This window comes from Pseudomonas sp. RGM2987, assembly GCF_022952855.1.
Classification (GTDB): Bacteria; Pseudomonadota; Gammaproteobacteria; order Pseudomonadales; family Pseudomonadaceae; genus Aquipseudomonas.
In genome coordinates this window covers 32,904-56,539 of the sequence record NZ_JALJDX010000194.1, presented here as the reverse complement: position 1 = coordinate 56,539, position 23,636 = coordinate 32,904, and the positions used below count along the sequence as shown (strand labels likewise).

Annotated in this window: 23 protein-coding genes and 1 pseudogene; 13 read left to right on the top strand and 11 right to left on the bottom strand. The window is 60.7% G+C overall.

All coding sequences use genetic code 11. The features are described from left to right. Positions 1–71: 71 nt before the first annotated feature. A complete protein-coding gene (locus tag RGM2987_RS13975; RefSeq protein WP_245142124.1) occupies positions 72–947 on the bottom strand; it encodes an AraC family transcriptional regulator in 876 nt (291 codons plus the stop codon). A 136-nt stretch (positions 948–1,083) separates the two neighbouring features. Between RGM2987_RS13975 and RGM2987_RS13970 the strand changes: the two genes are divergently transcribed. Continuing rightward, positions 1,084–1,986 (top strand): DMT family transporter, encoded by a 903-nt coding sequence (locus tag RGM2987_RS13970; protein WP_245142122.1) that lies wholly within the window; start codon positions 1,084–1,086, stop codon positions 1,984–1,986. Positions 1,987–2,134: 148 nt separating this feature from the next. Here the strand turns inward: RGM2987_RS13970 and RGM2987_RS13965 are convergent, their stop codons facing one another. The 4 genes from RGM2987_RS13965 to norR form a co-directional block, all read right to left on the bottom strand. Further along, positions 2,135–3,106, bottom strand: coding sequence for a D-glycerate dehydrogenase (locus RGM2987_RS13965; RefSeq protein WP_245142120.1), 972 nt, complete (start codon positions 3,104–3,106; stop codon positions 2,135–2,137). A 223-nt stretch (positions 3,107–3,329) separates the two neighbouring features. After that, positions 3,330–4,079, bottom strand: a complete 750-nt coding sequence (locus RGM2987_RS13960) for a YkgJ family cysteine cluster protein (protein ID WP_245142117.1) — start codon at positions 4,077–4,079, stop codon at positions 3,330–3,332. 124 nt (positions 4,080–4,203) lie between these two features. Continuing rightward, on the bottom strand, positions 4,204–5,106 hold the full coding sequence (locus RGM2987_RS13955; RefSeq protein ID WP_245142114.1) for a chemotaxis protein: 903 nt from the start codon (positions 5,104–5,106) through the stop codon (positions 4,204–4,206). Between the two features lie 279 nt (positions 5,107–5,385). Beyond that, on the bottom strand, positions 5,386–6,942 hold the full coding sequence (gene norR / locus RGM2987_RS13950; protein ID WP_245142111.1) for a nitric oxide reductase transcriptional regulator NorR: 1,557 nt from the start codon (positions 6,940–6,942) through the stop codon (positions 5,386–5,388). A 147-nt stretch (positions 6,943–7,089) separates the two neighbouring features. Here norR and hmpA point away from each other — a divergent pair, with 147 nt between their 5' ends. Further along, positions 7,090–8,271, top strand: coding sequence for an NO-inducible flavohemoprotein (hmpA, locus tag RGM2987_RS13945; RefSeq protein WP_245142108.1), 1,182 nt, complete (start codon positions 7,090–7,092; stop codon positions 8,269–8,271). 317 nt (positions 8,272–8,588) lie between these two features. Next, entirely contained in the window at positions 8,589–9,098 is a 510-nt protein-coding gene (locus RGM2987_RS13940; protein WP_245142105.1) for a disulfide bond formation protein B, read from the top strand. A gap of 459 nt (positions 9,099–9,557) precedes the next feature. On the opposite strand, the pseudogene RGM2987_RS27590 reads toward RGM2987_RS13940, so the two are convergent. Then, a pseudogene (locus RGM2987_RS27590) lies at positions 9,558–9,846 on the bottom strand (hypothetical protein). Between the two features lie 27 nt (positions 9,847–9,873). On the opposite strand from RGM2987_RS27590, the gene cyoA reads away from it, so the two are divergent. The 7 genes from cyoA to RGM2987_RS13905 all read left to right on the top strand — a co-directional run bounded on the left by cyoA (position 9,874) and on the right by RGM2987_RS13905 (position 15,512). Then, positions 9,874–10,818, top strand: a complete 945-nt coding sequence (gene cyoA / locus RGM2987_RS13935) for a ubiquinol oxidase subunit II (protein ID WP_245142103.1) — start codon at positions 9,874–9,876, stop codon at positions 10,816–10,818. Between the two features lie 3 nt (positions 10,819–10,821). Then, the gene (gene cyoB / locus RGM2987_RS13930) at positions 10,822–12,852 is read left to right on the top strand and encodes a cytochrome o ubiquinol oxidase subunit I (RefSeq protein ID WP_245142101.1); all 2,031 of its coding nucleotides are present in this window, start codon (positions 10,822–10,824) and stop codon (positions 12,850–12,852) included. A 3-nt stretch (positions 12,853–12,855) separates the two neighbouring features. Next, a complete protein-coding gene (locus RGM2987_RS13925) occupies positions 12,856–13,482 on the top strand; it encodes a cytochrome o ubiquinol oxidase subunit III (RefSeq protein WP_042728257.1) in 627 nt (208 codons plus the stop codon). Beyond that, a complete protein-coding gene (gene cyoD / locus RGM2987_RS13920; protein WP_025211927.1) occupies positions 13,483–13,818 on the top strand; it encodes a cytochrome o ubiquinol oxidase subunit IV in 336 nt (111 codons plus the stop codon). Between the two features lie 11 nt (positions 13,819–13,829). Continuing rightward, the gene (gene cyoE, locus RGM2987_RS13915; RefSeq protein ID WP_025211928.1) at positions 13,830–14,717 is read left to right on the top strand and encodes a heme o synthase; all 888 of its coding nucleotides are present in this window, start codon (positions 13,830–13,832) and stop codon (positions 14,715–14,717) included. Between the two features lie 139 nt (positions 14,718–14,856). Continuing rightward, the gene (locus RGM2987_RS13910; protein ID WP_245142135.1) at positions 14,857–15,201 is read left to right on the top strand and encodes a toxin; all 345 of its coding nucleotides are present in this window, start codon (positions 14,857–14,859) and stop codon (positions 15,199–15,201) included. After that, positions 15,198–15,512, top strand: coding sequence for a helix-turn-helix domain-containing protein (locus tag RGM2987_RS13905; protein ID WP_245142097.1), 315 nt, complete (start codon positions 15,198–15,200; stop codon positions 15,510–15,512). The genes RGM2987_RS13910 and RGM2987_RS13905 overlap by 4 nt, the downstream gene beginning before the upstream one ends. Positions 15,513–15,862: 350 nt before the next feature. On the opposite strand, the gene RGM2987_RS13900 is transcribed toward RGM2987_RS13905, so the two are convergent. The 4 genes from RGM2987_RS13900 to RGM2987_RS13885 form a co-directional block, all read right to left on the bottom strand. Next, a complete protein-coding gene (locus RGM2987_RS13900) occupies positions 15,863–16,567 on the bottom strand; it encodes a hypothetical protein (protein WP_245142095.1) in 705 nt (234 codons plus the stop codon). Positions 16,568–16,704: 137 nt separating this feature from the next. After that, positions 16,705–17,445, bottom strand: coding sequence for a DUF72 domain-containing protein (locus tag RGM2987_RS13895; protein WP_245142093.1), 741 nt, complete (start codon positions 17,443–17,445; stop codon positions 16,705–16,707). A 91-nt stretch (positions 17,446–17,536) separates the two neighbouring features. Continuing rightward, positions 17,537–18,550, bottom strand: a complete 1,014-nt coding sequence (locus RGM2987_RS13890; protein ID WP_245142090.1) for a sensor domain-containing diguanylate cyclase — start codon at positions 18,548–18,550, stop codon at positions 17,537–17,539. Positions 18,551–18,659: 109 nt separating this feature from the next. Beyond that, the gene (locus RGM2987_RS13885) at positions 18,660–19,577 is read right to left on the bottom strand and encodes a LysR family transcriptional regulator (RefSeq protein WP_245142087.1); all 918 of its coding nucleotides are present in this window, start codon (positions 19,575–19,577) and stop codon (positions 18,660–18,662) included. 98 nt (positions 19,578–19,675) lie between these two features. Here RGM2987_RS13885 and RGM2987_RS13880 point away from each other — a divergent pair, with 98 nt between their 5' ends. Next, positions 19,676–20,851 carry an acetylornithine transaminase gene (locus RGM2987_RS13880; RefSeq protein ID WP_245142084.1) on the top strand — a complete coding sequence of 392 codons (1,176 nt, stop codon included), beginning with the start codon at positions 19,676–19,678 and terminating at the stop codon, positions 20,849–20,851. On the opposite strand, the gene RGM2987_RS13875 is transcribed toward RGM2987_RS13880, so the two are convergent. After that, complete coding sequence (locus RGM2987_RS13875; RefSeq protein ID WP_245142081.1) at positions 20,817–22,040, bottom strand: MFS transporter; 1,224 nt, start codon at positions 22,038–22,040, stop codon at positions 20,817–20,819. The genes RGM2987_RS13880 and RGM2987_RS13875 overlap by 35 nt on opposite strands. A gap of 118 nt (positions 22,041–22,158) precedes the next feature. On the opposite strand from RGM2987_RS13875, the gene RGM2987_RS13870 reads away from it, so the two are divergent. Together RGM2987_RS13870 and RGM2987_RS13865 are read left to right on the top strand one after the other, a co-directional pair. After that, positions 22,159–22,611 (top strand): helix-turn-helix domain-containing protein, encoded by a 453-nt coding sequence (locus RGM2987_RS13870; RefSeq protein WP_245142132.1) that lies wholly within the window; start codon positions 22,159–22,161, stop codon positions 22,609–22,611. A 142-nt stretch (positions 22,612–22,753) separates the two neighbouring features. Then, positions 22,754–23,488 carry an OmpA family protein gene (locus RGM2987_RS13865; RefSeq protein ID WP_245142078.1) on the top strand — a complete coding sequence of 245 codons (735 nt, stop codon included), beginning with the start codon at positions 22,754–22,756 and terminating at the stop codon, positions 23,486–23,488. The last annotated feature ends 148 nt before the right edge of the window (positions 23,489–23,636 follow it).

Below are 23,636 nucleotides of genomic sequence, written 5' to 3'. Positions count from 1 at the left end.
TGAAAATAAGTCTTGGGGTCGGCAATGATTCCCTGTGGGAGCGAGCCTGCTCGCGATGGCGGTAGCAGGGGCTAGCGCAGAAAGGCCTGTCGGTACTCGCCAGGCGTTGCGCTCAACGCCTGGCGAAATCGATGGGTAAAGTGGCTGGCGCTGGCAAAGCCACATGCCAGTGCCACCTCGCCCAGCGGCTGCGAAGTGCCACGCAACAAGTGCCGCGCACGTGCCAGGCGTCTTGCCAGGACATATTGATGAGGCGGCAGCCCGAAGCTTTCGCGGAACATCCGCGCGAAGTGATATTCGGACAGCGCGCACAAGGCGGCCAATTGCCCGAGGCTGATGGCGTCGGCGAGGTGGCTGTCGATGTAGTCCACCAGCAAGCGCCGCTGGTGTGCGGCCAGGCCGCCCTTGAGACGAAGCCCTTGGCGCTGGCCGACCTGACTGAGCAGCGCGTGGCTGAGCAAGTCGTGGGCCAGGCTGGTGGTGAGCAGGCGTTCACCGGGCTCGCTCCAGTTCAGCGCGATCAACTGGCGAAAGCGCTGTGCCTGTTGTGGATCGTCAAGAAAGGTTGCCTCGCGTAGTTGCACCTGGCGAGGCTCGCGATCCAGCAGGGTGACGCAACCGAGGGCGAATTGCTCCGGGCTGAAATACAAGTGGGCGAGGCGAATGTCACCGTTGATGACCCAGGCCGATTCATGCCCGGCCGGCAGGACGCAGAGCTTGCCGGGCGCGCCCGTGGTCTCGGGCCGCTCGCGACGAAACGTGCCGGTGCCGCCGGCGATGTAGCAGGACAGGGTATGGTGACTCGGCGCCTCGTAGTCCTGGGCGTCGTGATGATTGCTCCACAAAGCGGCCGCCATGCCATCGCCAAGCTCGGCGCTGTGCTCCAGCCGAGCATTGGGCGAACTGTTGAGGGCTTGAAAGACTTGCAGGGTTTGCAATGTAGGCATGATCGGTTCTCTCCGGCTCCAATCCTACTCTGTCACCCGGTTCGCGCCAGCCTGCCCATCGAGAAAACCGCAAGTTTACGCAAGCGCTACGCAGGCAACGGCGGGACACTGGACCTCAATGTCAGGAGCCGTCGTCATGAATCTCTCGTTGTACCTGCTTACCGTGCTCATCTGGGGCACCACCTGGATCGCGCTGAAACTGCAACTGGGCGTGGTCGCGATCCCGGTGTCGATTGTCTATCGCTTCGGCCTCGCGGCGCTGATTCTGTTTGTGCTGCTTCTGCTCAGCCGGCGCCTGCAGGTGATGAACCGCCGCGGCCATCTGATATGCGTCGCCCAGGGCTTGTGCCTGTTCTGCATCAACTTCATGTGTTTTCTGACCGCCAGTCAGTGGATTCCCAGCGGGCTGGTGGCCGTGGTGTTTTCCACCGCCACTCTGTGGAATGCCCTGAATGCCCGGTTTTTTTTCGGCCAACGGATAGCGCGCAATGTGCTGTTGGGTGGCGCCTTGGGGCTGCTGGGGCTGGCGCTGCTGTTCTGGCCGGAACTGGCCGGCCACAGTGCAAGTCCGCAAACCCTGCTCGGGTTGATGCTGGCGCTGCTGGGCACCCTGTGCTTTTCGGCGGGCAACATGCTTTCGAGTCTGCAACAGAAAGCCGGTCTCAAGCCGTTGACCACCAACGCCTGGGGCATGGCCTATGGCGCGACGATGCTAGCGATATGGTGTGCGTTCAACGGGATCCCGTTCGATATGGAATGGACCGCACGTTACATCGGTTCGCTGTTGTACCTGGTGATACCGGGTTCGGTCATCGGCTTTACCGCCTACCTGACGTTGGTAGGGCGCATGGGGCCGGAGCGGGCCGCGTATTGCACAGTCCTGTTCCCGGTAGTGGCGCTGAACGTCTCGGCATTTGTCGAGGGTTACCAGTGGACGGCACCGGCGTTGGCAGGGCTGGTACTGGTGATGCTGGGTAACGTGCTGGTGTTTCGCAAACCCCGGCCCTTGGTAGCGAAGGTTGTTCTGGGCGCGCGCTGATCCAAAGCCTGGGGTCGAATAACAATCCCGTGGCGAGGGAGCTTGCTCCCGCTGGGCTGCGCAGCAGACCCAAAAAACAGGGCCGCTTTGCGCTCCAGCGGGAGCAAGCTCCCTCGCCACGGGTTTGGTACCAAGCCTGGCGCGCGATTTATTCCCAGGCTTGCGGGTTTACCAGGTTCTGCGGGCGCTCGCCCAGCAGTGCGCTGCGCAGGTTATCCACAGCAAGATCGGCCATGGCGGTGCGGGTTTCGTGGGTGGCCGAGCCGATGTGGGGCAGGGTGACCGCGTTTTTCAGCTGGAATAATGGCGATTCGGCCAGTGGTTCCTTCTCATAGACATCCAGCCCGGCGCCGCGAATGCGGTTGTTCTGCAAGGCTTCGATCAGCGCCGGTTCGTCCACCACCGGGCCACGGGAGATGTTGACCAGGATAGCGCTGGGTTTCATCAGGGCCAGTTCACGCTGGCCGATCAGGTGATGGGTTTTCTCGCTCAGCGGCACGACCAGGCAGACAAAATCCGCTTCGGCCAGCAGTTGATCCAGCTCGCGAAATTGCGCGCCCAACTGGTTTTCCAGCTCGGTCTTGCGGCTGTTGCCGCTGTAGAGGATCGGCATGTTGAAACCCAGCCGGCCACGACGGGCGATGGCTGCGCCGATATTGCCCATGCCGACGATGCCCAGGGTCTTGCCATGCACATCGCTGCCAAACAGCTGCGGGCCGACGGTCGCCTGCCACTGCCCGGCCTTGGTCCAGGCGTCCAGTTCGGCGACGCGTCGGGCACTGCTCATCAGCAGGGCGAAGGCCAGGTCGGCGGTGCTCTCGGTGAGCACGTCAGGCGTGTTGGTGAGCAGGATCCGGCGTTCATTGAAATACGCCAGGTCGTAATTGTCGTAACCCACCGAGATGCTCGACACCACTTGCAGGTTCGCGGCGCCTTGCAACTGCTCGCGTCCCAGCTTGCGACCGACCCCGATCAGCCCGTGGGCGTGGGGCAGGGCTTCGTTGAACTGCGCGTTGATGTCGCCGTTCGCCGGGTTCGGAACGATCACCTCGAAGTCCTGTTGCAGGCGCTCGACGACCCGGGGCGTGATACGGCTGAAGGCAAGTACGGTTTTTTTCATCGTGCAAGGCTCGTCTGGCAGAGAATACCAAGCACGCTAACATTCCTGGCAAGGGTTAGGCGAGAGGGGATGTATCAATAGAGGGCAGCAGAGTAGCGTGGGAGCGGGCTTGCTCGCGAAAGAGGTCTTATTTCAAAGCTGGAGGCAGGCAGGTCCTGCGCCTTCGCGAGCAAGCCCGCTCCCACAAGGAATCGTGTCGACCGCCGATCATGGCGCTTGGGAGCTAGGCTGCTCGCAGGGAAATAAAGGCATAGTCGAGCGGTGTATCAGTGACGACCCGTGCCCCTCTGTTTATCACCTGCTGCGCCACGTCATCACCGGATACGTGGAACTGCCATTCGCTGGCTTGTTGCTCCAGCGGCTGCAACCGCACTTGGTCGAGGGCCATGGCGAACGCCGTCATGTCCGGCAGGTACGCCGTGAAACCGTCGCCCTTCAGCGCGGTGGCGCGAATGCCCAGCGCTGCGCAGACCCGGTCCTTGAGCACGATGTCGTCTCGATCGGCCTGGCGCGAGCGTTCGATCAGCGTCGCCAGTTCCTTGTCGACCAACTGACCGCCGACAATCAATTGCGGGCCGGTTTCCCAGGACTCCGGCGGGCAGTCCTTGGCGGCGGGATTGAGCGGGATGTGCGGGTTGATTTCCATCGGATAGATGCGACACACCAAGGGCCGGCGCTCGTAGATGCGGCACAGGTTTTCTTCATCCAGATTGCGGCAGCGACCGGCATTGTAGGCCGCGAAGGTAATTGCCACGCGCGCCTCGGCAGCCCCGCTGCGCACCAGTACCGAACGACGTTCGGCATGTTCGCGTTGCGTCGCCGCCAGGCCGAGGCCGTCAGGCAGGAAGGCTTCCACCAGGACTATGACCTGGCCGCCATCTGCCGACCACATGCGGGCTTCGTCGAGGGTCAAGGGTACGTGATGATCGGAGCAGCACTTGCCGCATCCTACGCAGGAAAACGTTGTATTCATTTAGCGCCCGGTCGCAAATTGGCTGAATAACGGCGACAGAAAGTCGCCGTTAAAACCGGACGAAGCAAGTTATGCGCCATTGGGGCGCATTTTTGTACAGCAGCCGGCTACGGCTGGACCCGGATCAGTGGCCCTGCTCGGCAACAGCCTTGGCCGCCGTGATCAGGCATTTGGTCAGCTCCGGCGAGGAAAACTTGGTGAGCACGCCGTTGGCGCCGGCCAGCCGGGCCTTTTCGCTGTTCATCGCGCTATCCAGCGAGGTGTGCAGCAGTACATAGAGGTGGGCGAAGTCCGGCGTCTCGCGCAGGGTCCGGGTCAGCGCGTAACCGTCCATCTCCGACATTTCGATGTCAGAAACGATCAGGTTGATCTGCTCGGCCGTGCCTTGCAGGTCCAGCAGGCATTCGATGGCTTCCTTGGCGCTGCGGGCGGTGTGGCATTGCAGGCCCAGGTTGCGCAGGGTGTACACCGATTGCTGCAGCGCGACCTGGCTGTCATCGACCACCAGGATCCGCGCATTGCCCAGCACTTCGGCGTCTTCCATGCTCAGCTCGGTGGGTGCGGTTTCGATCTGTGCGGGCGAGATGCCGTGGATGACTTTTTCGATGTCCAATACCTGCACCAGGGTGCCGTCCACCGAGGTCACTCCGGTGATGAACGCGCGCGTGCCGCCGGAGCCGTAAGGTGGCGGCTTGATGTCGGTGGTCAGGCAATGCACGATCTTGCTCACTGCCTGTACATGCAAGCCCTGCTTGGAGCGGCTGACGTCAGTGACGATCAGGCAGCCGCCGTCCGGATCTTCCAGGGGGCGCTCGCCGATGGCGCGGCTCAGGTCGATTACTGATAACGAAGTCCCGCGCAGCGTGGCGATGCCTTTGACGTGCGGATGAGACTCCGGCAGCTTGGTCAATGGCGGACAGGGGATGATTTCACTGACTTTGAGCAGGTTGATTGCCATCAGCTTGCCGCTGCGCAAGGTAAACAGCAGAAGCGAAAGTGAATCTGCGCGGGCTTTGTTGGAAGACATAAAAACCTTCTGTGGAAAAGGTGGGGCGAGCTTGAAGATCGCCAAAACAGCTTGTGATATTGGGTTATCGACTTGTCCGGGGCAGGCTTTAGGACGAATGCTGTCGATGGCATGGATTGCCGGGGTAGTTATCTGATGACCACCAAGCTGTTGTGGCGAGGGAGCTTGCTCCCGCTCGGCCGCGCAGCGGTCGCCAGAATTCGCAATCGCGCCACGGCTGATGGGAGCGCTGCGCACTTCAGCGGGAGCAAGCTCCCTCGCCACAAGAGCCAGGCGCGATTACTTGAGTCCCAACCGTTTCGCCATGCGCCCCAGGTTCGCCCGGTCCAGCCCCAGTTCCCGGGCGGCGCTGGCCCAGTTGTGCTGGTGACGCTCCAGGCACGCGCTGATCAGCCTGCGCTGGAAATTTTCCACGGCTTCGCGCAGGTCACCCGTGGCGTCCGGTATCACCGGGGGAGGGCTGGCGGATACCGGCGTGGTGTCCTCCTCAAGAGGCTGGGGCAAATCCAGGTCTTGGGCGCTGAGACTGAGGATTTTCGGGCGCACCGGGCAATTGCCCAAGGCTTTCAGGGCGCTGCGGCCGATCAGGTGCTCCAGTTCCCGCACGTTGCCCGGCCAATCGTAGGCCAGCAATGCAGCCTGGGCGTCGCTGGTCAGGCGTAGGCTGCCCAGGCCCATGCGCGAACGGTTCTGTTCGAGGAAGAAGCCACTGAGCAGCAACACATCCCGTCCCCGATCGCGCAGGGCGGGTACTTGCAACGGATAAACGCTCAACCGATGGTAGAAGTCAGCCCGATAGCGGCCGTTGCGCACCTCTTCGGCGAGGTCACGGTTGGTGGCCGCGATCAGACGCACGTCCACCCGATGCTCCTTGTCGGAGCCCAAGCGCTGCAATTGTCCGCTTTGAAGCACGCGCAGCAGCTTGGCCTGAACGGTCAGGGACAATTCACCGACTTCATCGAGGAACAGCGTGCCGCCGTCGGCCAGTTCGAACTTACCGCGTCGGTCATTCGTGGCGCCCGTGAAGGCACCCCGTACGTGGCCGAAGAGTTCGCTTTCCACCAGCGTGTCTGGCAGGGCAGCGCAATTGAGGCTGATGAGCGGCTGTCCGGCGCGTTTCGAGGCGGCGTGAATCGCCTGGGCGACCAATTCCTTGCCGACTCCGGTTTCGCCGGTGATCAACACCGTCAGGTCGCTACCGCCCACCAGCTTTATTTCTTCCACCAGACGCTTGTGGGCCTTGCTCTGGCCGACCATGTCGCGCTGCTGCTGACCGCTGGCCTGGCGATAGACCTCGGCACGACGGTGCTCGTCCTCGGCTTTCAGCGCGAGGCGCTCGATGCGTTCGGCGGCGCTGACTGTTGCGGCGGCGAGACTGGCGAAGGCTTGCAGGGCACCAAGGTCGATGGGTTCGAAGCGTTCCGGGTCCAGCGAATCAAGTGTCAGCAGACCCCAGGGTCGCTCATCGACGAACAAGGGGCAGCCCATGCAATCGTGGACTTTCAGATGTTCGTCGAGGCCATCGACCAGGCCGTCGTACGGATCGGGCAGGTCACTGTCGGCGGCGAAGCGCGTCGGCTGCGGGTTGGCCAGCAAGGCTTCGAAGCGTGGGTGCTCGCTGACCTGAAAGCGTCGGCCCAAGGTGTCGGTGCTCAAGCCATCCACCGCGAGCGGCACCAGGCAGTCGCCGTCCAGGCGCAACAGCGCCGCAGCGTCGCAGGGCAGCAGGGCGCGCAAGGCGCCGAGCAGCCGGCGATAACGCTCGCCTTCAGGCAGCTCGCGGGACAGATCGGCCACCAGCGGTAATAGGGAGGTGAGCAGGGAGGTTGCGGTCATAATGACTCCATGTAGTCGTAATGACTATAAGGTGGGTCGTGTCGAAATGACCAATCTATTTTTAACCTATTGATATTTAAATAAAAAATAAATGGCACGGAAACTGATAGGCATTAGGTATCCGTTAACACGCCAGGAGTTGCCTTTATGCTGAGTCGAGAAGACCGCGCCATTATCCGTTCCACCGTGCCATTGCTTGAAAGCGGCGGTGAAGCGCTGATCACTCACTTCTATCGCATGATGCTGTCGGAGTATCCCCAGGTTCGCCCGCTGTTCAACCAGGCTCACCAGGCCAGCGGCGATCAGCCCCGCGCCTTGGCCAACGGTGTATTGATGTACGCCCGGCACATCGACCAGCTCGACCAGTTGGGCGACCTGGTGGCGAAAATCGTCAACAAGCATGTCGCGTTGCAGATCCAGCCACAACATTACCCAATCGTTGGCGCCTGCCTGTTGCGAGCGATCGCCGAGGTGCTGGGGGAAGAAATTGCCACCCCTGAAGTGATTTCCGCGTGGGGCGCGGCTTATAACCAGCTGGCCGATATCCTCATCGGTGCCGAAGCCGGCCTATATGACCAGAAGGCCGCAGCGCCGGGCGGCTGGCGGGGCGAGCGTGAGTTCATCCTCACGGCCAAGGTGCGCGAAAGCGCCGAGATCACCTCGTTCTACTTCGAGCCGGCGGATCAAGGCCCGATCCTGCAGGCCGAGCCCGGCCAGTACATCGGCATGAAATTGATGCTGGACGGTGAGGAAGTGCGTCGCAACTATTCCTTGTCGGCCCTGGCGGATAACGGTCAATACCGCATCAGTGTCAAGCGCGAGCCGGGTGGGCGTGTGTCCAACTACCTGCATCATCATTTCCAGATCGGCAGCAGCCTCCAGTTGTTCCCGCCCTCCGGAGACTTTTACCTGACGGCCAGCGACAAGCCGCTGGTGCTGATCAGCGGCGGCGTCGGCATCACCCCGACCTTGGCGATGCTGCAAGCGGCGCTGCAAACCGAGCGGCCGGTGCATTTCATCCACTGTGCACGCAACGGGCGCGTTCATGCCTTCCGTGACTGGATCGACGACCTGGCCCAGCGACATCCGCAGCTCAAGCGTTTCTACAGCTACGACGAAGATGACGGGGTGAGCCCGGCGGCGGACAACGTGGGGCTGTTGAGCCAGGAGCAGTTGGCGCAATGGCTGCCCGAGCAACGCGACCTGGATGCCTACTTTCTTGGGCCGAAGGGTTTCATGGGAGCTGTGAAGAGCCACCTTAAAGCCCTGGGTGTACCGGAGCGGCAGAGTCGCTACGAATTCTTCGGCCCGGCGGCGGCGCTGGAATAAAGGTTGCGGCGAGCCTGGGTGAGCGGGGCGCCTTCATCGCGAGCGGGCTCGCTCCCACAGGGGATTTATGGTGATGCTAGTTTCCCAGCCAACCAGGAACCCTGTGGGAGCGAGCCCTGCTCGCGATGACAGCGGCATGCTCACCACACATGTCCCTACCCGAATTAATCCGCACTTAACCCTTCCCTTGTCTATTGCCTTCAAAGTTGCCGGCGTCCGCTCGTTCATTGTCATGGTCAGCGTGTAGACTTCGACCATCCGAGCGCGCGCCCGCATCGCAAGGCTGCGCGTCGATCATGTCTATAAAGGGAAACGCAATGAGTGAGCAAATGTCGCGGTTAGGTCGTGAGCGGCGCTATCTGGTGCTGCTGGGGCTGATCTGCCTGGCGCTGATCGGTGGGGCGCTGTACATGCAAGTGGTCCTCGGTGAAGCACCGTGCCCGCTTTGCATATTGCAGCGCTATGCATTGTTGCTGATCGCCCTGTTCGCCTTCATCGGGGCGGCCATGCGCACCCGTCGCAGCCTGACGATTTTCGAGGGGCTGGTGGTGCTCTGCGCGTTGGCCGGTGCCGGCGTGGCGGGGCATCACGTGTACACCCAATTCTTCCCGGCGGTCAGCTGCGGCATCGATGTGTTGCAGCCGATTGTCGATGACCTGCCGCTGGCGAAGATCTTTCCGCTGGGGTTCCAGGTGGACGGTTTTTGCTCCACGCCTTATCCGCCGATCCTGGGTTTGTCCCTGGCGCAGTGGGCACTGGTAGCCTTCGTGCTGACGGTCGTGCTGGTCCCGTTGCTGGTGTCGCGCAACCGCAAATCGCTTCGCTGAATCAGCTTGATGAAACGCCCTGGTTTCCTCGTTCGGAACCGGGGCGTTTTGCATTTCAGCCCCGAGCCGGTTTGGCCTTGATCCGGCGCAAGAATGGCCTGCGACAGTGTGCGACATGTTGTCACACATCTTGGCGCCTACAGCGTTTCTGACGTCGAATAAACACTTCTTCCTGTAACAAAAAATCGACTGTTTTTCCTTAAAAGCCAGCCGGCGCAGCAGACACTTTTAACAGCGAAGCGCTGGGGCGCCAACCCCCCGGAAAACGGGGGGCTTCCCGGAAAACTCTGCTTGATTGATCGACCCAGGCTGTCTGAATCGGGCGTAGTAGGCCTACGTTTTCTGGGGTTCTTGTTGAGAATTATTTTCGATAACATGCTGGCCTGTTGCAGTTTGCCGGGGGGATTATTGCCCTTTCGGATACAAATTATTTCGGGATAAGACATGGTCTACAGCGTCTCAGCTCACTACAATCGCCCGCACCGAATATCCGACCCGGCTCAGGCTTGAGCACGAGAGGTGGTCGAAGGGCGCCAGCGCCCCATGCGATCCCAGGTGTCGGTGCCTTCCAACTACCCGCACCAAACGGAATTGGGCTTGAACTAGGCCTTTGACCTACGAATAAGAACTCACTGCTGGCCCAGGATGTGTCGAACAGTGTCTGACGTTTGACGGGCAGCCCTTATTCAATCCAAGAAATGCCAACCCTTGGCAGGGTGAAGTGTTGGCGATCAAAACCCAACTGCATTGCGCAAGCTGCTTTAGAGGTCGTGAGATGAGTAAAAACAGGTACCCCCGATTACTAGGCTTGTTGCCGCTGCTCGGCACGTTGCTGCTGGGAGGCTGCAACATGACCTTGCTCGATCCCAAGGGCCAGGTTGGCCTGGATGAACGAAACCTGATCATCACCGCCACGCTGCTGATGTTGTTGGTCGTCGTGCCGGTTATCGTCATGACCTTCCTGTTCGCCTGGAAGTATCGCGCAACCAATACCCAGGCCACCTACACGCCGAAATGGTCGCATTCGACCAAGATCGAAGTGGCGGTGTGGACCATTCCGGTCCTGATCATCATTGCCCTGGGTTATGTCACCTATAAATCGACCCACGCGCTGGACCCTTACAAACCGCTGGAATCGGACGTCAAGCCGATCACCATCGAAGTGGTCGCCCTGGACTGGAAGTGGCTGTTCATCTATCCGGAACAAGGCATTGCCACGGTCAACAAGATCGTGTTCCCAGCGCATACACCGATCAACTTCAAGATCACTTCGGACGCCGTGATGAACTCGTTCTTCATCCCTGCTCTGGGCGGCCAGATCTACGCGATGGCGGGCATGCAGACCAAGCTGCATCTGATCGCCAACCAGAACGCTGAAATGGACGGTATTTCCGCCAACTACAGCGGCGCGGGTTTCACCGGTATGAAATTCAAAGCGATCGCAACGACCCAGGAAGATTTCGACGCCTGGGTCGGTGAAGTCAAAAAGGCACCTAAACAGCTTGAACAAGCTGAATACGCAGCCCTTGCCAAGCCGAGCCAGAACAACCCAGTCGAACTCTATTCCTCGGTCACGCCGAACCTGTTTCAGATCATCGTCGACAAGTACGAAGGCATGAAACCGGGCAAGCCAATGCACCACGAGAAGAAAGAGCACGAAGTGGCCGCGATGGAAGGGATGGACATGAGTTCGCATTCAGCTGCCGGGGCAGAGGAGTAAACGATGTTTGGTAAACTAAGTTGGGAAGCGATCCCGTTCCACGAGCCGATTGTCATGGTGACCCTTGCCATCATCGCACTCGGTGGCCTGGCGCTGTTCGCAGGTATCACGTACTTCAAGAAGTGGACCTACCTGTGGACCGAGTGGCTGACCTCGGTCGACCACAAGAAAATCGGCGTGATGTACATCATCGTCGCCATGGTCATGCTGCTGCGCGGTTTCGCCGATGCCATCATGATGCGCACCCAACTGGCCATGGCCACCGAGGGTTCGCCTGGCTACCTGCCGCCTGAACACTATGACCAGATCTTCACCGCCCACGGTGTGATCATGATCATCTTCATGGCGATGCCGTTCTTCACCGGCCTGATGAACCTTGCCGTGCCGCTGCAGATCGGTGCCCGTGACGTGGCCTTCCCGTTCCTGAACTCCCTGAGTTTCTGGCTGCTGGTGTCCGGCGTGGTGCTGATCAACCTGTCCCTGGGCGTTGGTGAGTTCGCCAAGACCGGCTGGGTTGCCTATCCGCCGCTGTCGGGCCTGCAATACAGTCCGGGCGTGGGGATGGATTACTATATCTGGGCGCTACAGCTATCCGGATTGGGGACGACGCTGACGGGGGTCAACTTCCTGGCCACCGTGGTAAAAATGCGTACCCCGGGCATGAAGCTGATGGACATGCCGATCTTCACCTGGACCTGCACCTGGGCCAACGTCCTGATCGTCGCTTCCTTCCCGATCCTGACCGCTACCCTGGCACTGCTGACGCTTGACCGTTACATGGATTTCCACATTTTCACCAATGAGCTGGGTGGAAATCCGATGATGTACGTCAACCTGTTCTGGGCCTGGGGTCACCCTGAGGTGTACATCCTGATCCTGCCGGCGTTCGGTATTTTCTCCGAAGTCATCTCGACCTTCACCGGCAAGAAACTGTTTGGCCACCACTCGATGATCTACGCTTCCGGCGCGATCTCGGTACTGGGCTTCATGGTCTGGCTGCACCACTTCTTCACCATGGGTTCGGGTGCCAGTGTCAACGCCTTCTTCGGCCTGGCGACGATGCTGATTTCCATCCCGACCGGGGTGAAGCTGTTCAACTGGCTGTTCACCATCTACCAGGGCCGCCTGCGCTTCACCAGTCAGGTGATGTGGACCCTGGGCTTCATGGTGACCTTCGCCATCGGCGGCATGACCGGCGTACTGCTGGCCATCCCGGGTGCGGACTTCGTGCTGCACAACAGCCTGTTCGTGATCGCGCACTTCCACAACGTGATCATCGGCGGCGCGGTATTCGGCTACATCGCAGGCTTCGCGTTCTACTTCCCGAAAGCGTTCGGCTTCAAGCTGCACGAGGGTTGGGGCAAGGCCGCGTTCTGGTTCTGGATCACTGGCTTCTTCGTCGCGTTCATGCCGCTCTATGCACTGGGCTTCATGGGCATGACCCGTCGCCTGAACGCCACCACCAACCCTGAGTGGGTGCCGTACCTGTACGTCGCCATGTTCGGTGCGGTGATGATCGCCGTCGGTATCGCCTGCCAGCTGATCCAGCTGTACGTCAGCGTACGTGACCGCAACAAGCCGGAAAACATGTGCGAACACGGTGACCCGTGGAATGCCCATACCCTGGAGTGGTCGACTTCTTCGCCGCCGCCGTTCTACAACTTTGCCGTGCTGCCGAAGGCAGATGTGATCGACCCGTTCACCGAAGCCAAGGAAAACGGTACCGCGTACCAGGCTCCGGCCAAGTACGAGCCGATCCACATGCCGAACAACACTGCGACCGGTGTGGTCATGGGCGCGCTGCTGACGGTGTTCGGTTTCGCCATGATCTGGCACATCTGGTGGCTGGCGATCGCCAGTCTGGTCGGCACCGTGGCGTATTTCGTGATCCATGCCGCCCGTGACGATCAGGGCTACATGGTGCCGGTGGATGTCATCGAGCGCATCGAAGCCGAGCAGCACAAACGTCTGGTCGCGGCCGGGAAGATCCCAGCCACCGCCACCCGTGTTGAAACCTCGTTGGAACAGGCTTAAACCATGTCGAACTTAGTGACCAATGTTGGACACGCCCATGGTCATGACCATGGGCACGATGACCATCACCACGACTCGGGCGAGATGACCGTATTCGGTTTCTGGCTCTACCTGATGACCGACTGCATTCTGTTTGCGTCGATCTTCGCGGCCTACGCGGTGCTGGTAAACAACGTCGCCGGTGGCCCGTCGGGCCACGACATCTTCGAGCTGCCGTACGTACTGGGCGAAACCGCCTTGCTGCTGTTCAGCTCGATCACCTACGGCTTCGCCATGCTGGCGTTGTTCAAGGGCAAGAAGAACCAGGTCCTGGGCTGGCTGGCCATGACCTTCCTGTTCGGTGCCGGCTTCATCGGCATGGAGATCAACGAGTTCCACATGTTGATCTCCGAAGGCTACGGTCCTAACCGCAGCGGCTTCCTGTCCGGGTTCTTCACCCTGGTCGGTACCCACGGTCTGCACGTGACCAGCGGCCTGATCTGGATGGCGATCATGATGTACCAGGTCCAGAAAAACGGCCTGACCGCCACCAACAAGACGCGCCTGAGCTGCCTGAGCCTGTTCTGGCACTTCCTGGACGTGGTGTGGATCTGCGTATTCACCGTTGTTTATCTGATGGGGACCCTGTAAATGGCTAACGCTCATTCCCATGATGGCCACGACGCCGGCCACGGCAGCGTCAAGTCCTACGCCATCGGTTTCATCCTGTCGGTAATCCTGACAGTCATCCCGTTCGGCCTGGTGATGTACCCGACGCTGCCAAAGAGCCTGACCCTGTGGATCATCCTGATCTTCGCCGTGGTCCAGGTCCTGGTCCACCTGGTGTACTTCCTGCACCTGGACCGCTCGGCCGCACAGCGTAACAACGTGGTCGCGTTTGTCTTTGCCGCGATCGTGATCGTCCTGTTGGTCGGCCTGTCGTTGTGGATCATGTTCAGCATCCACACCAACATGATGGCGCACTGAGGAAAGTCCGGATGTCCTTAAAGCACTTTATCCAAATCACCAAGCCGGGGATCATTTTCGGTAACGTGCTTTCTGTGGCAGGCGGATTTTTCCTGGCCTCGAAAGGGCATGTCGATCTGGCCATCTTCCTGGCGGCGATGATCGGCACGTCCCTGGTGGTAGCGTCCGGTTGCGTGTTCAACAACTGCATCGACCGTGACATCGACATCAAGATGGAACGCACCAAAAATCGTGCCCTGGTCCAGGGCCTGATCCCGGTGCAGCTGGCCCTGGCGTTCGCCACGGTGCTGGGTGTCGCTGGCGTCGCGTTGTTGTACCGGGTGGCTAATCCGCTGGCGGCGTTGTTCGCGGTCATCGGTTTCGTCATCTACGTCGGCCTCTACAGCCTGTACCTCAAGCGCAAGTCGGTCCATGGCACGCTGGTGGGCAGTCTGTCGGGGGCGATGCCGCCGGTGATCGGTTACGTCGCGGTCAGCAACAGCTTCGACATGGCCGCGCTGACGCTGCTGGTGATGTTCAGCCTGTGGCAGATGCCGCATTCCTATGCCATCGCGATCTTCCGCTTCAACGACTACCTGGCGGCCTCGATTCCGGTGTTGCCGGTCAAGCGTGGCATCCGGGTGGCCAAGAAGCACATCCTGCTCTACATCCTGGCCTTCCTCGTGGCGACCCTGATGCTGACCTTCAGCGGCTACGCCGGCATGAGCTACCTCGCCGTCGCCGCCGCCATGGGCATGTACTGGCTGTACATGGCCTGGACCGGCTACAAGGCAGTGGATGACACGGTCTGGGCACGCAAGCTGTTCGTGTTCTCGATCTTCACCATCACCGCCCTGAGCGTCATGATGTCCCTGGACTTCAAAGTGCCGAGTGAGCTGCTGCTGACTTACGCGCCTTAAGCGCCAGACGCCACACAAAAAGCCCCGCCTTCGAGAGAAGTGCGGGGCTTTTTTTTCGAGGTAAGGAATGGATTGCCTGTCATTCGTCGCAATACATTCCGGTTTGTTGAACTATAAGCAGTTTGCCTATAGTTTTTCCATGCGCACCCTATTTTTTGAAACGACGTCGTTCACCGCCACGGTTGGCCATTATCTGACTGATGATGAGTATCGCCTGCTTCAATCCTACATGCTGCGGCATCCAGAGGTCGGTGACCTCATGCCACGTACGGGCGGTTTTCGTAAGCTACGTTGGTTCGATGGGCGTCGTGGCAAAGGGAAGCGAGGCGGGCTGCGAGTCATTTACTATTGGCTCATGCAGGATCGTCAGTTCTGGATGTTCGCCATCTATGGCAAGGATGAATTGGAAAACCTGACTTCCGATCAAGAGAAGATGCTTAAGCGCGCCATAGAAGCAGAGTTGAAAGCCCGAGGTACCTTATGAAGAAGCGCGATGTATTTGCAGAGCTGATGCAAGGCGTCGAGGAGATGGCCGCCCATAGAGAGGGCAAAATCACTCTTCGCCAGATATCGATCGAAGACAAACCGGCTCCAGAGGTGTCGGCCCAAGAAATCGTAGCGCTGCGCGACAAGCTCCATATGTCTCAAGCCGTTTTCGCCAAGAGCATCAGGACCAGTCCTGGCACGCTTAGAAATTGGGAGCAAGAGAAGTCCAAGCCTAACGCCCAGGCGGCTCTGTTGATCAAGCTGGTCGAAAAGTTTCCAGACATGGTCGAGCGGCTCGGAGCCGTTTGAGCATCAACGCCCAAGAAAAAAAGCCCCGCCTTCGAGAGAAGAGCGGGGCTTTTTCATGGCCGGTTCCGGGCTGTAGATCCCCCTGTGGGAGCGGGCTTGCTCGCGAAAGCGGAGGGTCAGTCGACGAGGATGTTGAGGCTGCCGGCCCCTTCGCGAGCAAGCCCGCTCCCACAGTTTTTTTTCGAGGTGTTCACGAAATCGTGTCCTGTGGGAGCGAGCCTGCTCGCGATGGCGGTGGGTCAGCTTGCGTGGATGTTGAATGTACCGACGCAATCGCGAGCAGGCTCGCTCCCACAGAAGGTCTGCGTGGCACAAGGAGTCTTGTGCCTGATGAAGATCCAGTGTGGGCTTTACTGCTGGGCGATGCTGTAGCCGTCGAAGGCTTTCTGCTGTTGCAGGGCAGTGACGATGCTTTTGCGGGTGGCCTGGTGTTCGGTGCCGTCGTTGTCCAGGAAGGTTTCGCTTTCCAGCTCGGCTTCGTCGCCTTCGCCGACGAAGTTGAAGCCCAGGAATTCGAAGGCCTCGCGGTCGACGTTCGGTTTGGAACGTGGCGTGCGCAGGGGCAGGGTCACGCTGATGCCATCCTTGCTGATGACGAAGACCTCGGCGTCTTTCTTGGGGCGCGAGGCCTTGCCTTTGCCGCCGCTCGGGTTGCTGATGGCCTGGTGGGTCTGGTTCAGCACCTTCAGGGCCAGGCCATAGACCAGTTCCTGAAAGGCCGGGTCGTCCTTGTAGCTGGAGAGGATGCGGCTGATGGGGAAACGGCTGCTCAAGTCTTCCAGCGCCGCGAAGTCCGCGGCTTCGGCGTCCTTGAGTTGCTTGAGCTGGCCCATCAGTTCGTAGGCCTTGTCATCGTCGAACGCATCGTGGGCCTGGCGGATGGCGGTGCGCAGTTCGCGGATCTGATCGCTTTCGCGATTGGACTGGAACGCATCGAGGACCATCTCGCTGATGCTTTTGGCCTGGGGCAGATGCTGTGAAAGATTGATGGAGTTTTCGTATTCCGCTTTGCTCGACAGGGTGGCTACGGATTCAGCGGTGTTGGAATCGGACATTGAAATTTCACTACTTCTGTTAGCTGGATTAGCCGAAAGGCATTGAGCGTTTTTTTCGGTCGCCTAATCTATTGGACCCAAGCGGTGTTGTCACGGCCGGACCGGTGGGAGGTCGCCATTTATTGCCGGTGGTGGGCTCAATCGCGCAGCAGCTCCGTCAATCGCAACGCATCGCCCGTTGCGGCGCCGCTGGCGGTGTTGTCGAAGATGCACCAGGTCGGTGTGTCCGGTTCGGCCTTCAGGTCTTTGGCGAGTTGTTCCAGCCACGCGTCTTCGTAGGGGGAATAGTAAATCCGCGGCGAACCGTGCAAGCGGTAATACCGGATCCCGGGCCAGCCCGCGGGCCGCTCGCCTCCAGGCAAGGGTGAGGGGGCGGCGCCGACACGCCCGATGCACGCGTCTTGCAGCAGTGCCGTGGCCTGCGCCGTAAGCCACTCTGGATGCCGGGGTTCGAGCACCGCATGACCCTGGTAGCGATCGCGCAGGGCCGTGAAGAACGCCCCTGCCGCCCCTTCGTCGAAGGCCAACGATGGTGGTAGCTGGATCAACAGGCAGCCGAGCTTTTCTCCCAGCTGTGAGCACTGGCCCAGGAACTCATCCACCAGACCTGCGCAATCAAGCAGTCGTCGCTCATGGGTAATCTGCTTGGGCACCTTGACCGCAAACCGGAAGTCATCGGCGACGCTGTCCGCCCATTTGGCGTAAGTGGCGGGGCGGTGCGGGCGATAGAACGAGCTGTTGATTTCCACCGCTGGAAAGCAGGCGCTGTAGCGCTGCAAATGCGAGCCTACGGCAGGGAAGTCCGGCCAATGCGCCCGGGGCAGCGACCAACCGGCGCAGCCCAGGTAAAGGCGGGGGGTGGGGGATCGAGTTGGCAAATGTAGAATCCCGGTGGCAAGAGGTACAAGCTATGACCACCGCGACCGCCGCAAAGATGCATTCTTTTTTGTTCCTGGCCCGCCGCCCGGCTCATTCGCAAATCACGTTCTTGCCGGCCAGCTTGGAGCGATACAGCGCCTGGTCCGCCCGGTGCAGCAAGGCCGCCTGCTGCTCATCGTCCAAGCGTTGCACCACGCCAAAACTCATGGTGATCCGAAAGTCGCCCACCGGCAGCAGGTCGGACAGGCCCCGGCGGATGGTTTCCGCCAACAGGCGGGCGTCGGCCAGGGAGGTGTTGGGCAGGATCATGATGAATTCATCGCCGCCCCAGCGCACCAGTAGATCGCCGTCGCGCTCGCAACGCTTGACGCTTTGTACCACTTGCACCAGCGCGGCATCGCCGAAAGCATGGCCGTATCGATCGTTGATGTCCTTGAAGTCGTCGACATCCATGGCGATCAGACTCAATGGCTCGCGAAAGCGTTGCGCACGTTCGCAGGCCAGCGGCAGGGCCTGCTCCAAACGATAGCGATTGGCAACCCGGGTCAGGGCATCGGTTTCGGCAAGCCTGCGGTTCTCGTCGAGCTGGATCTGCAACTGGTGGTTGACCCGGGACAGCTCGCGGGTGCGCTCTTCGATGACCGCTTCCAGGGATTTGTTGCGCCGCTCCAGTTGCTCAAACAGACGTTTCTTGTCATCGATACTGCGGTGGGCACCGATCATTCGGGCCACCGTTGCGTCGGGATTTCGGGCGATCACATAGCCGCGATCCTCGATCCAGCTATAGGACCCATCACTCATGCGGCAGCGATATTCGGCCTGGTAGCGTTGGGTGCGTTGTTGCAGGTAGTCGTCGAACGATGCCATCACCCGGGGATAGTCATCCGGGTGGATCACGTTCTCCCAGGTCAGTACCGTGTTGTCCAGCGAGTGGGGCTGGTAGCCAAGCATCGTGTACCAGCCGGGGTTGCGGTAGACGAACCCGGTGTTGGCATTCCAGTCCCAGATGCCATCGCTGACCAGTTCCAGGATGGTGTGCAGCACGCCTTCGTCCAGATCCGAAAGGTCGAACCGCAGCGTATCCATGTTCGAGGCGTCTTCCATGGTCGTTCCCTCAATCCCAAATGCTCGCCGAGGTGCAAGAGTAGCTGAAGGGATGGCGCGTCACTAGCGTTGCCAGAGCGCTGCCATAGCACTGCAGAGGCTCAGGCAATCACTCGGCTGCGGTTTGCGACTTTCCCCATTTCTCCAGCGCAAACTCGACAAAACTGCGCAGCTTCGGCAAACGGTAGCGATCCTGCGCGTACAGCAGGTTCATCGGGCGATGGGGCAGTTGATAGTCCTGCAACAGCGCCACCAGGTGCCCATCCTTCAGATCCTGGGCCACCAGCGCGTCGGGCAGCATCACCACGCCCATGCCGGCCAGGGCGGCGCGGTGCAGGCCGGCGGAACTGTTGATCAGCATCGGGCCGTTCACCGGCACTTTGATTTCTCCGTCCGGACCGTTGATGGGCCAGTGCTCCTGGGCAAAGCGCCACTCGTCTGCCGCCGAATAGGCGAATGACAGGCAGTCGTGCTGTTGCAGGTCAGCGGGTTCTTGCGGCGTGCCCCGCCGTGCCAGGTACGCCTTGGAGGCGCAAATGGTGAGGGTGTAGTCCAGCAGGGGGCGGGCGATCATTTTCGGGTCGGGATGGCCGAGGCGGATGGCGACGTCGAACCCGTGGTCGAGCAGGTCCAGGCGTTGGTTGGTCAGTACCACATCGAGTTTGACCTGGGGAAACCGCTGGTTGAATTGCGCCAGCGCCGGCGCCAGGCGTTCGGTGCCGAAGGTCAATGGTGCGGTGATGCGCAGGGTGCCGGAGGGCACGTCTTGGGTTTGCTCGGCGAGGCGTTCGGAATCGGCCACCAGGCCAAGGACTTCCAGGCAGCGCTGGTAGTAAGCCGAACCGAATTCCGTCAAGCGCTGGCGACGGGTCGTACGGTTGATCAGGCGTACGCCAAGACGTTGCTCCAGTGCCCGCAGATGATTACCGACCATGGTGGTGGACATTTCGCACGCCTGCGCGGCCGCTGTCAGGCTTCCGGTGTCGACGACCCTTACGTACACGCTCATTGCCTGGAATAGGTCCATTATCAAGCCCAGCTTTAAAATGATTGAAGAAAAGCGGCGTTTATCCAGCATCGGTGGCTAACCATACTGGAAAAAATCACCCAATGGAGCTTGATGCCATGACCGCTGCCTGCCTGATGTCCACTTACCAACCTTTGGCGCTGAGCTTCACTCGTGGCTTGGGTACCCGCCTGTGGGACCAGGACGGCCGCGAGTACCTGGATGCGGTGGCGGGTGTGGCGGTCACGAATGTCGGCCACTCCCACCCCAGGCTGGTGGCGGCAATCAGCGAGCAGGCCGGCCTGTTGCTGCACACCTCCAACCTGTACAGCATCGATTGGCAGCAACGGTTGGCGCACAAACTCACCCAGCTGTCCGGACTGGAGCGGGTGTTTTTCAACAATTCCGGAGCCGAGGCCAACGAAACCGCGCTGAAACTGGCGCGCCTGCACGGCTGGCACAAGGGCGTCGAGCAGCCGTTGGTGGTGGTCATGGAAAATGCTTTTCACGGGCGCACACTGGGCACGATGTCGGCCAGTGACGGTCCCTCGGTACGGCTGGGTTTCAACCGGTTGCCGGGGGATTTCATCAAGGTGCCGTTCGGTGATCTCGCGGCTTTGGAGGACGTTCAGCGGGTTCACGGCGAACGTATTGTCGCGATCCTGATGGAACCGATCCAGGGCGAGAGCGGCGTGCAGCTCGCGCCGCCCGGCTACCTCAAGACCCTGCGTCAGCTGTGCACCCGCCGTGGCTGGTTGTTGATGCTCGACGAGATCCAGACCGGCATCGGCCGCACCGGCCAGTGGTTCGCGTTCCAGCACGAAGGCATCGTGCCGGATGTCATGACCCTCGCCAAAGGTTTGGGCAACGGCGTGCCCATCGGCGCCTGCCTGGCCCGGGGCAAGGCCGCCGAACTGTTTACGCCGGGTAGCCATGGCAGCACGTTCGGCGGTAATCCGCTGGCTTGCCGGGTTGGCTGCACGGTGCTGGACATCATCGAAGCGCAAGGCCTGGTGGACAATGCCCGGCGCCAGGGCGAACGCTTGCTCAGTCGGCTCCGGGCGGAGCTGGTGGACAATCCGAATGTGCTGGCGATTCGCGGCCAGGGCCTGATGATCGGCATCGAGCTCAGGCAGCCGGTTCGCGATCTTGCCCTTTGCGCGGCTCGGGACCACGGCCTGCTGATCAACGTCACCCGCAGCAAGGTCATCCGCCTGTTGCCGCCGCTGACGATCGACGAGCGGGAAGTGGAGATGATCGTCAGGGGCGTGAGCCGGGTTCTCGCCCAGCCATGAGTTCGATCCAGACCCAATAGACGAGGGCGGTGGCGCTGATCAGCGCGCCCAACAGGCACACCGCGACCCAGCCCCATTGGGCATAGACCTGGGTCGCGGCAGCCGCTCCGAGGGCACTGCCGATCGAGTAGAAGCACATGTACGCACCGACCAGACGACTTTGTGCATCAGGGCGGGCGGCAAGAATCAGGCTCTGGTTGGTCACATGGACGGCCTGAACGGCGAAGTCCAACACAATCACCCCGACGATCAATGCAATCAACGATGTCTGGGCGTACGCCGTTGGCCACCAGGACAACGTCAGCAAGGCCAGGGCGATGCCGGTGGTGCGTGGTCCCGATCCGCGATCAGCCCAGCGCCCGGCTTTTGAAGCGGCCAACGCGCCCGCGACGCCCGCCAGGCCGAATAAACCAATCTGGGTGTGGGACAACGACAGTGGCGGCGCACTGAGCGGCAGCACCATGGACGTCCACAACACGCTGAACGCGGCGAAGATCAACGCGGCCAGGACGCCCCTGACGCGCAACGTGCGCTCGGTAACGAACAGTTTGAACAGCGAACCGATGAGCGCCGGATAGGAGACATCAGCCTTGGGAATGTCGCTCGAAGGCACGCTTCTGGCGAGCACCCAGGCCAGCACCGCCATCATCCCCGCCGAAACGAAAAACACCGCGCGCCAGCCGGCCAGGTCTGCGATGACGCCCGATACCACCCGGGCCAGCAGAATCCCCAGCACCACGCCGCTGGTGACCGTCCCCACGGCTTGTCCACGCTGTTGCGGCAAAGCAAGGGCCGCCGTGTAGGCGACGACGATCTGCACCAGCACCGCCATCATCCCCACCATGACCATCGCGCCCAGTAACAGCGGCCATTGCCCGGCGCTGCCCGCGACTACGAGCGCTACGGCTGACAGCAGCGTCTGGCTGATCATCAGTTTCTTGCGATTGACCAGGTCCCCCAGCGCAACGATGAACACCAGGCCCAACGCGTAGCCAGCCTGGGTGGCGGTCACGACAAAACCCGCGAGGCCGGGGGCAACCTGCAGGCTTGGCGCGATGGAGTCGAGCAATGGCTGGACGAAATACACATTCGCCACTGCCAGCCCGCAGGTGATGGAAAACAGCAGCGTGAGCGAGCGGTTCAACACGGGGCGGGTGGCTGGCGGCGTCACGGGGACGGCGGATGACATGGGCGAATTCATGGAGGCTGCCTTTGCAGGAAACAGGTTTCATTTGAAAACCACTTACTTGAGTTTTAACTGGTCCGGTTTTAATCTGCAACCAGTTTTATCTTGGAAAGGCAGCGGCATGACGCAGCAAACATCTACTGGCAGCAATGAATGTCCTGTGGCTCGGGCCGCTGCGGTCATCGGTGATCGCTGGTCGTTGCTAATCATTCGCGACGCCTTCGATGAAGTACGCAGGTTCAGCGAGTTCCAGAAGAACCTCGGGTTGGCAAAGAACATCCTGGCTTCGCGGCTCAAGGCGTTGGTGGAGGTAGGCGTCTTTGAGACGAGGCCCGCTTCCGATGGCAGTGCCTACAAGGAATACGCGCTGACGCAAAAGGGCCGCGAAGTCTTTCCGATCGTTGTATCAATGCGTCAGTGGGGGGAGCGGCACTTGTTCAAGCCCGGGGAAACCCACTCTGTGTTGCTGGACAACGAGCACGATGAGCCGGTGGCGCTGCTTGAGGTCCGCTCGGCAGGGGGCAGGAAACTGGAGCCGGGCGACTGTCATCGGCGGCGGGTGATCAAGCCCTGAGCGGCGTGATTTCGGTTTGTAAGCAATAGGTAAACGTGACGCAGCGGCACGGAATTTTTGATCGTTGTCGCGTTCCAAACGCCAGCCAGAGTCGATTGCCTACGCCCTGGCCTTTCAGAATGAAAATACCAGGAGCATTTCCATGTTCACCTCGCGTCGCTTGATTGTTGTCGCTACCGCTGTGGCCCTGTTGTCCGGCTGCGCGTCGCCTAACCCTTATGACAACCAGGGACAGGCCTCCACGGATTCTTCCGGCATGAGCAAGACCGCCAAGTACGGTGGCCTCGGCGCGCTGGCAGGTGCGTTGGCCGGCGCGGCCATCGGTCACGATAACCGTGGCAAGGGCGCGCTGATCGGCGCGGCGGTCGTGGGTGCGTCCGCAGCGGGTTATGGCTATTACGCTGACCAGCAGGAGAAGAAGCTGCGGGCGAGCATGGCCAATACTGGCGTCGAAGTTCAGCGCCAGGGCGACCAGATCAAGCTGATCATGCCGGGCAACATCACCTTCGCCACCGACTCGGCGAACATCGCGTCGAGCTTCTACCAGCCACTGAACAACCTGGCGAACTCCCTCAAGGAGTTCAACCAGAACCAGATCGAGATCGTCGGTTATACCGACAGCACCGGCAGTCGCCAGCACAACATGGACCTGTCCCAGCGTCGCGCCCAGAGCGTGGCGACCTACCTGACGTCCCAAGGCGTGAGCGGCGCCAACCTGAGCGCCCGTGGCGCCGGCCCGGACAATCCGGTGGCGAGCAATGCCGACGTCAATGGCCGCGCGCAGAACCGCCGCGTCGAAGTCAACCTCAAGGCCATCCCGGGCCAGCAATACCAGGCCCCACCGCAGCAGGGCCAGACTTACCAGCAATACCCTTGATTGCCTGACGGCAACTGAAACAGGGTGCCATGGAAACATGGCCCCCTGTTTTTCATGCTTCTAAAGCCCGGCACCGAAGCCCTTTGTGGCGAGGGGATTTATCCCCGCTGGGCTGCGAAGCGGCCCCAAAAAACTATCAGGAAATGAT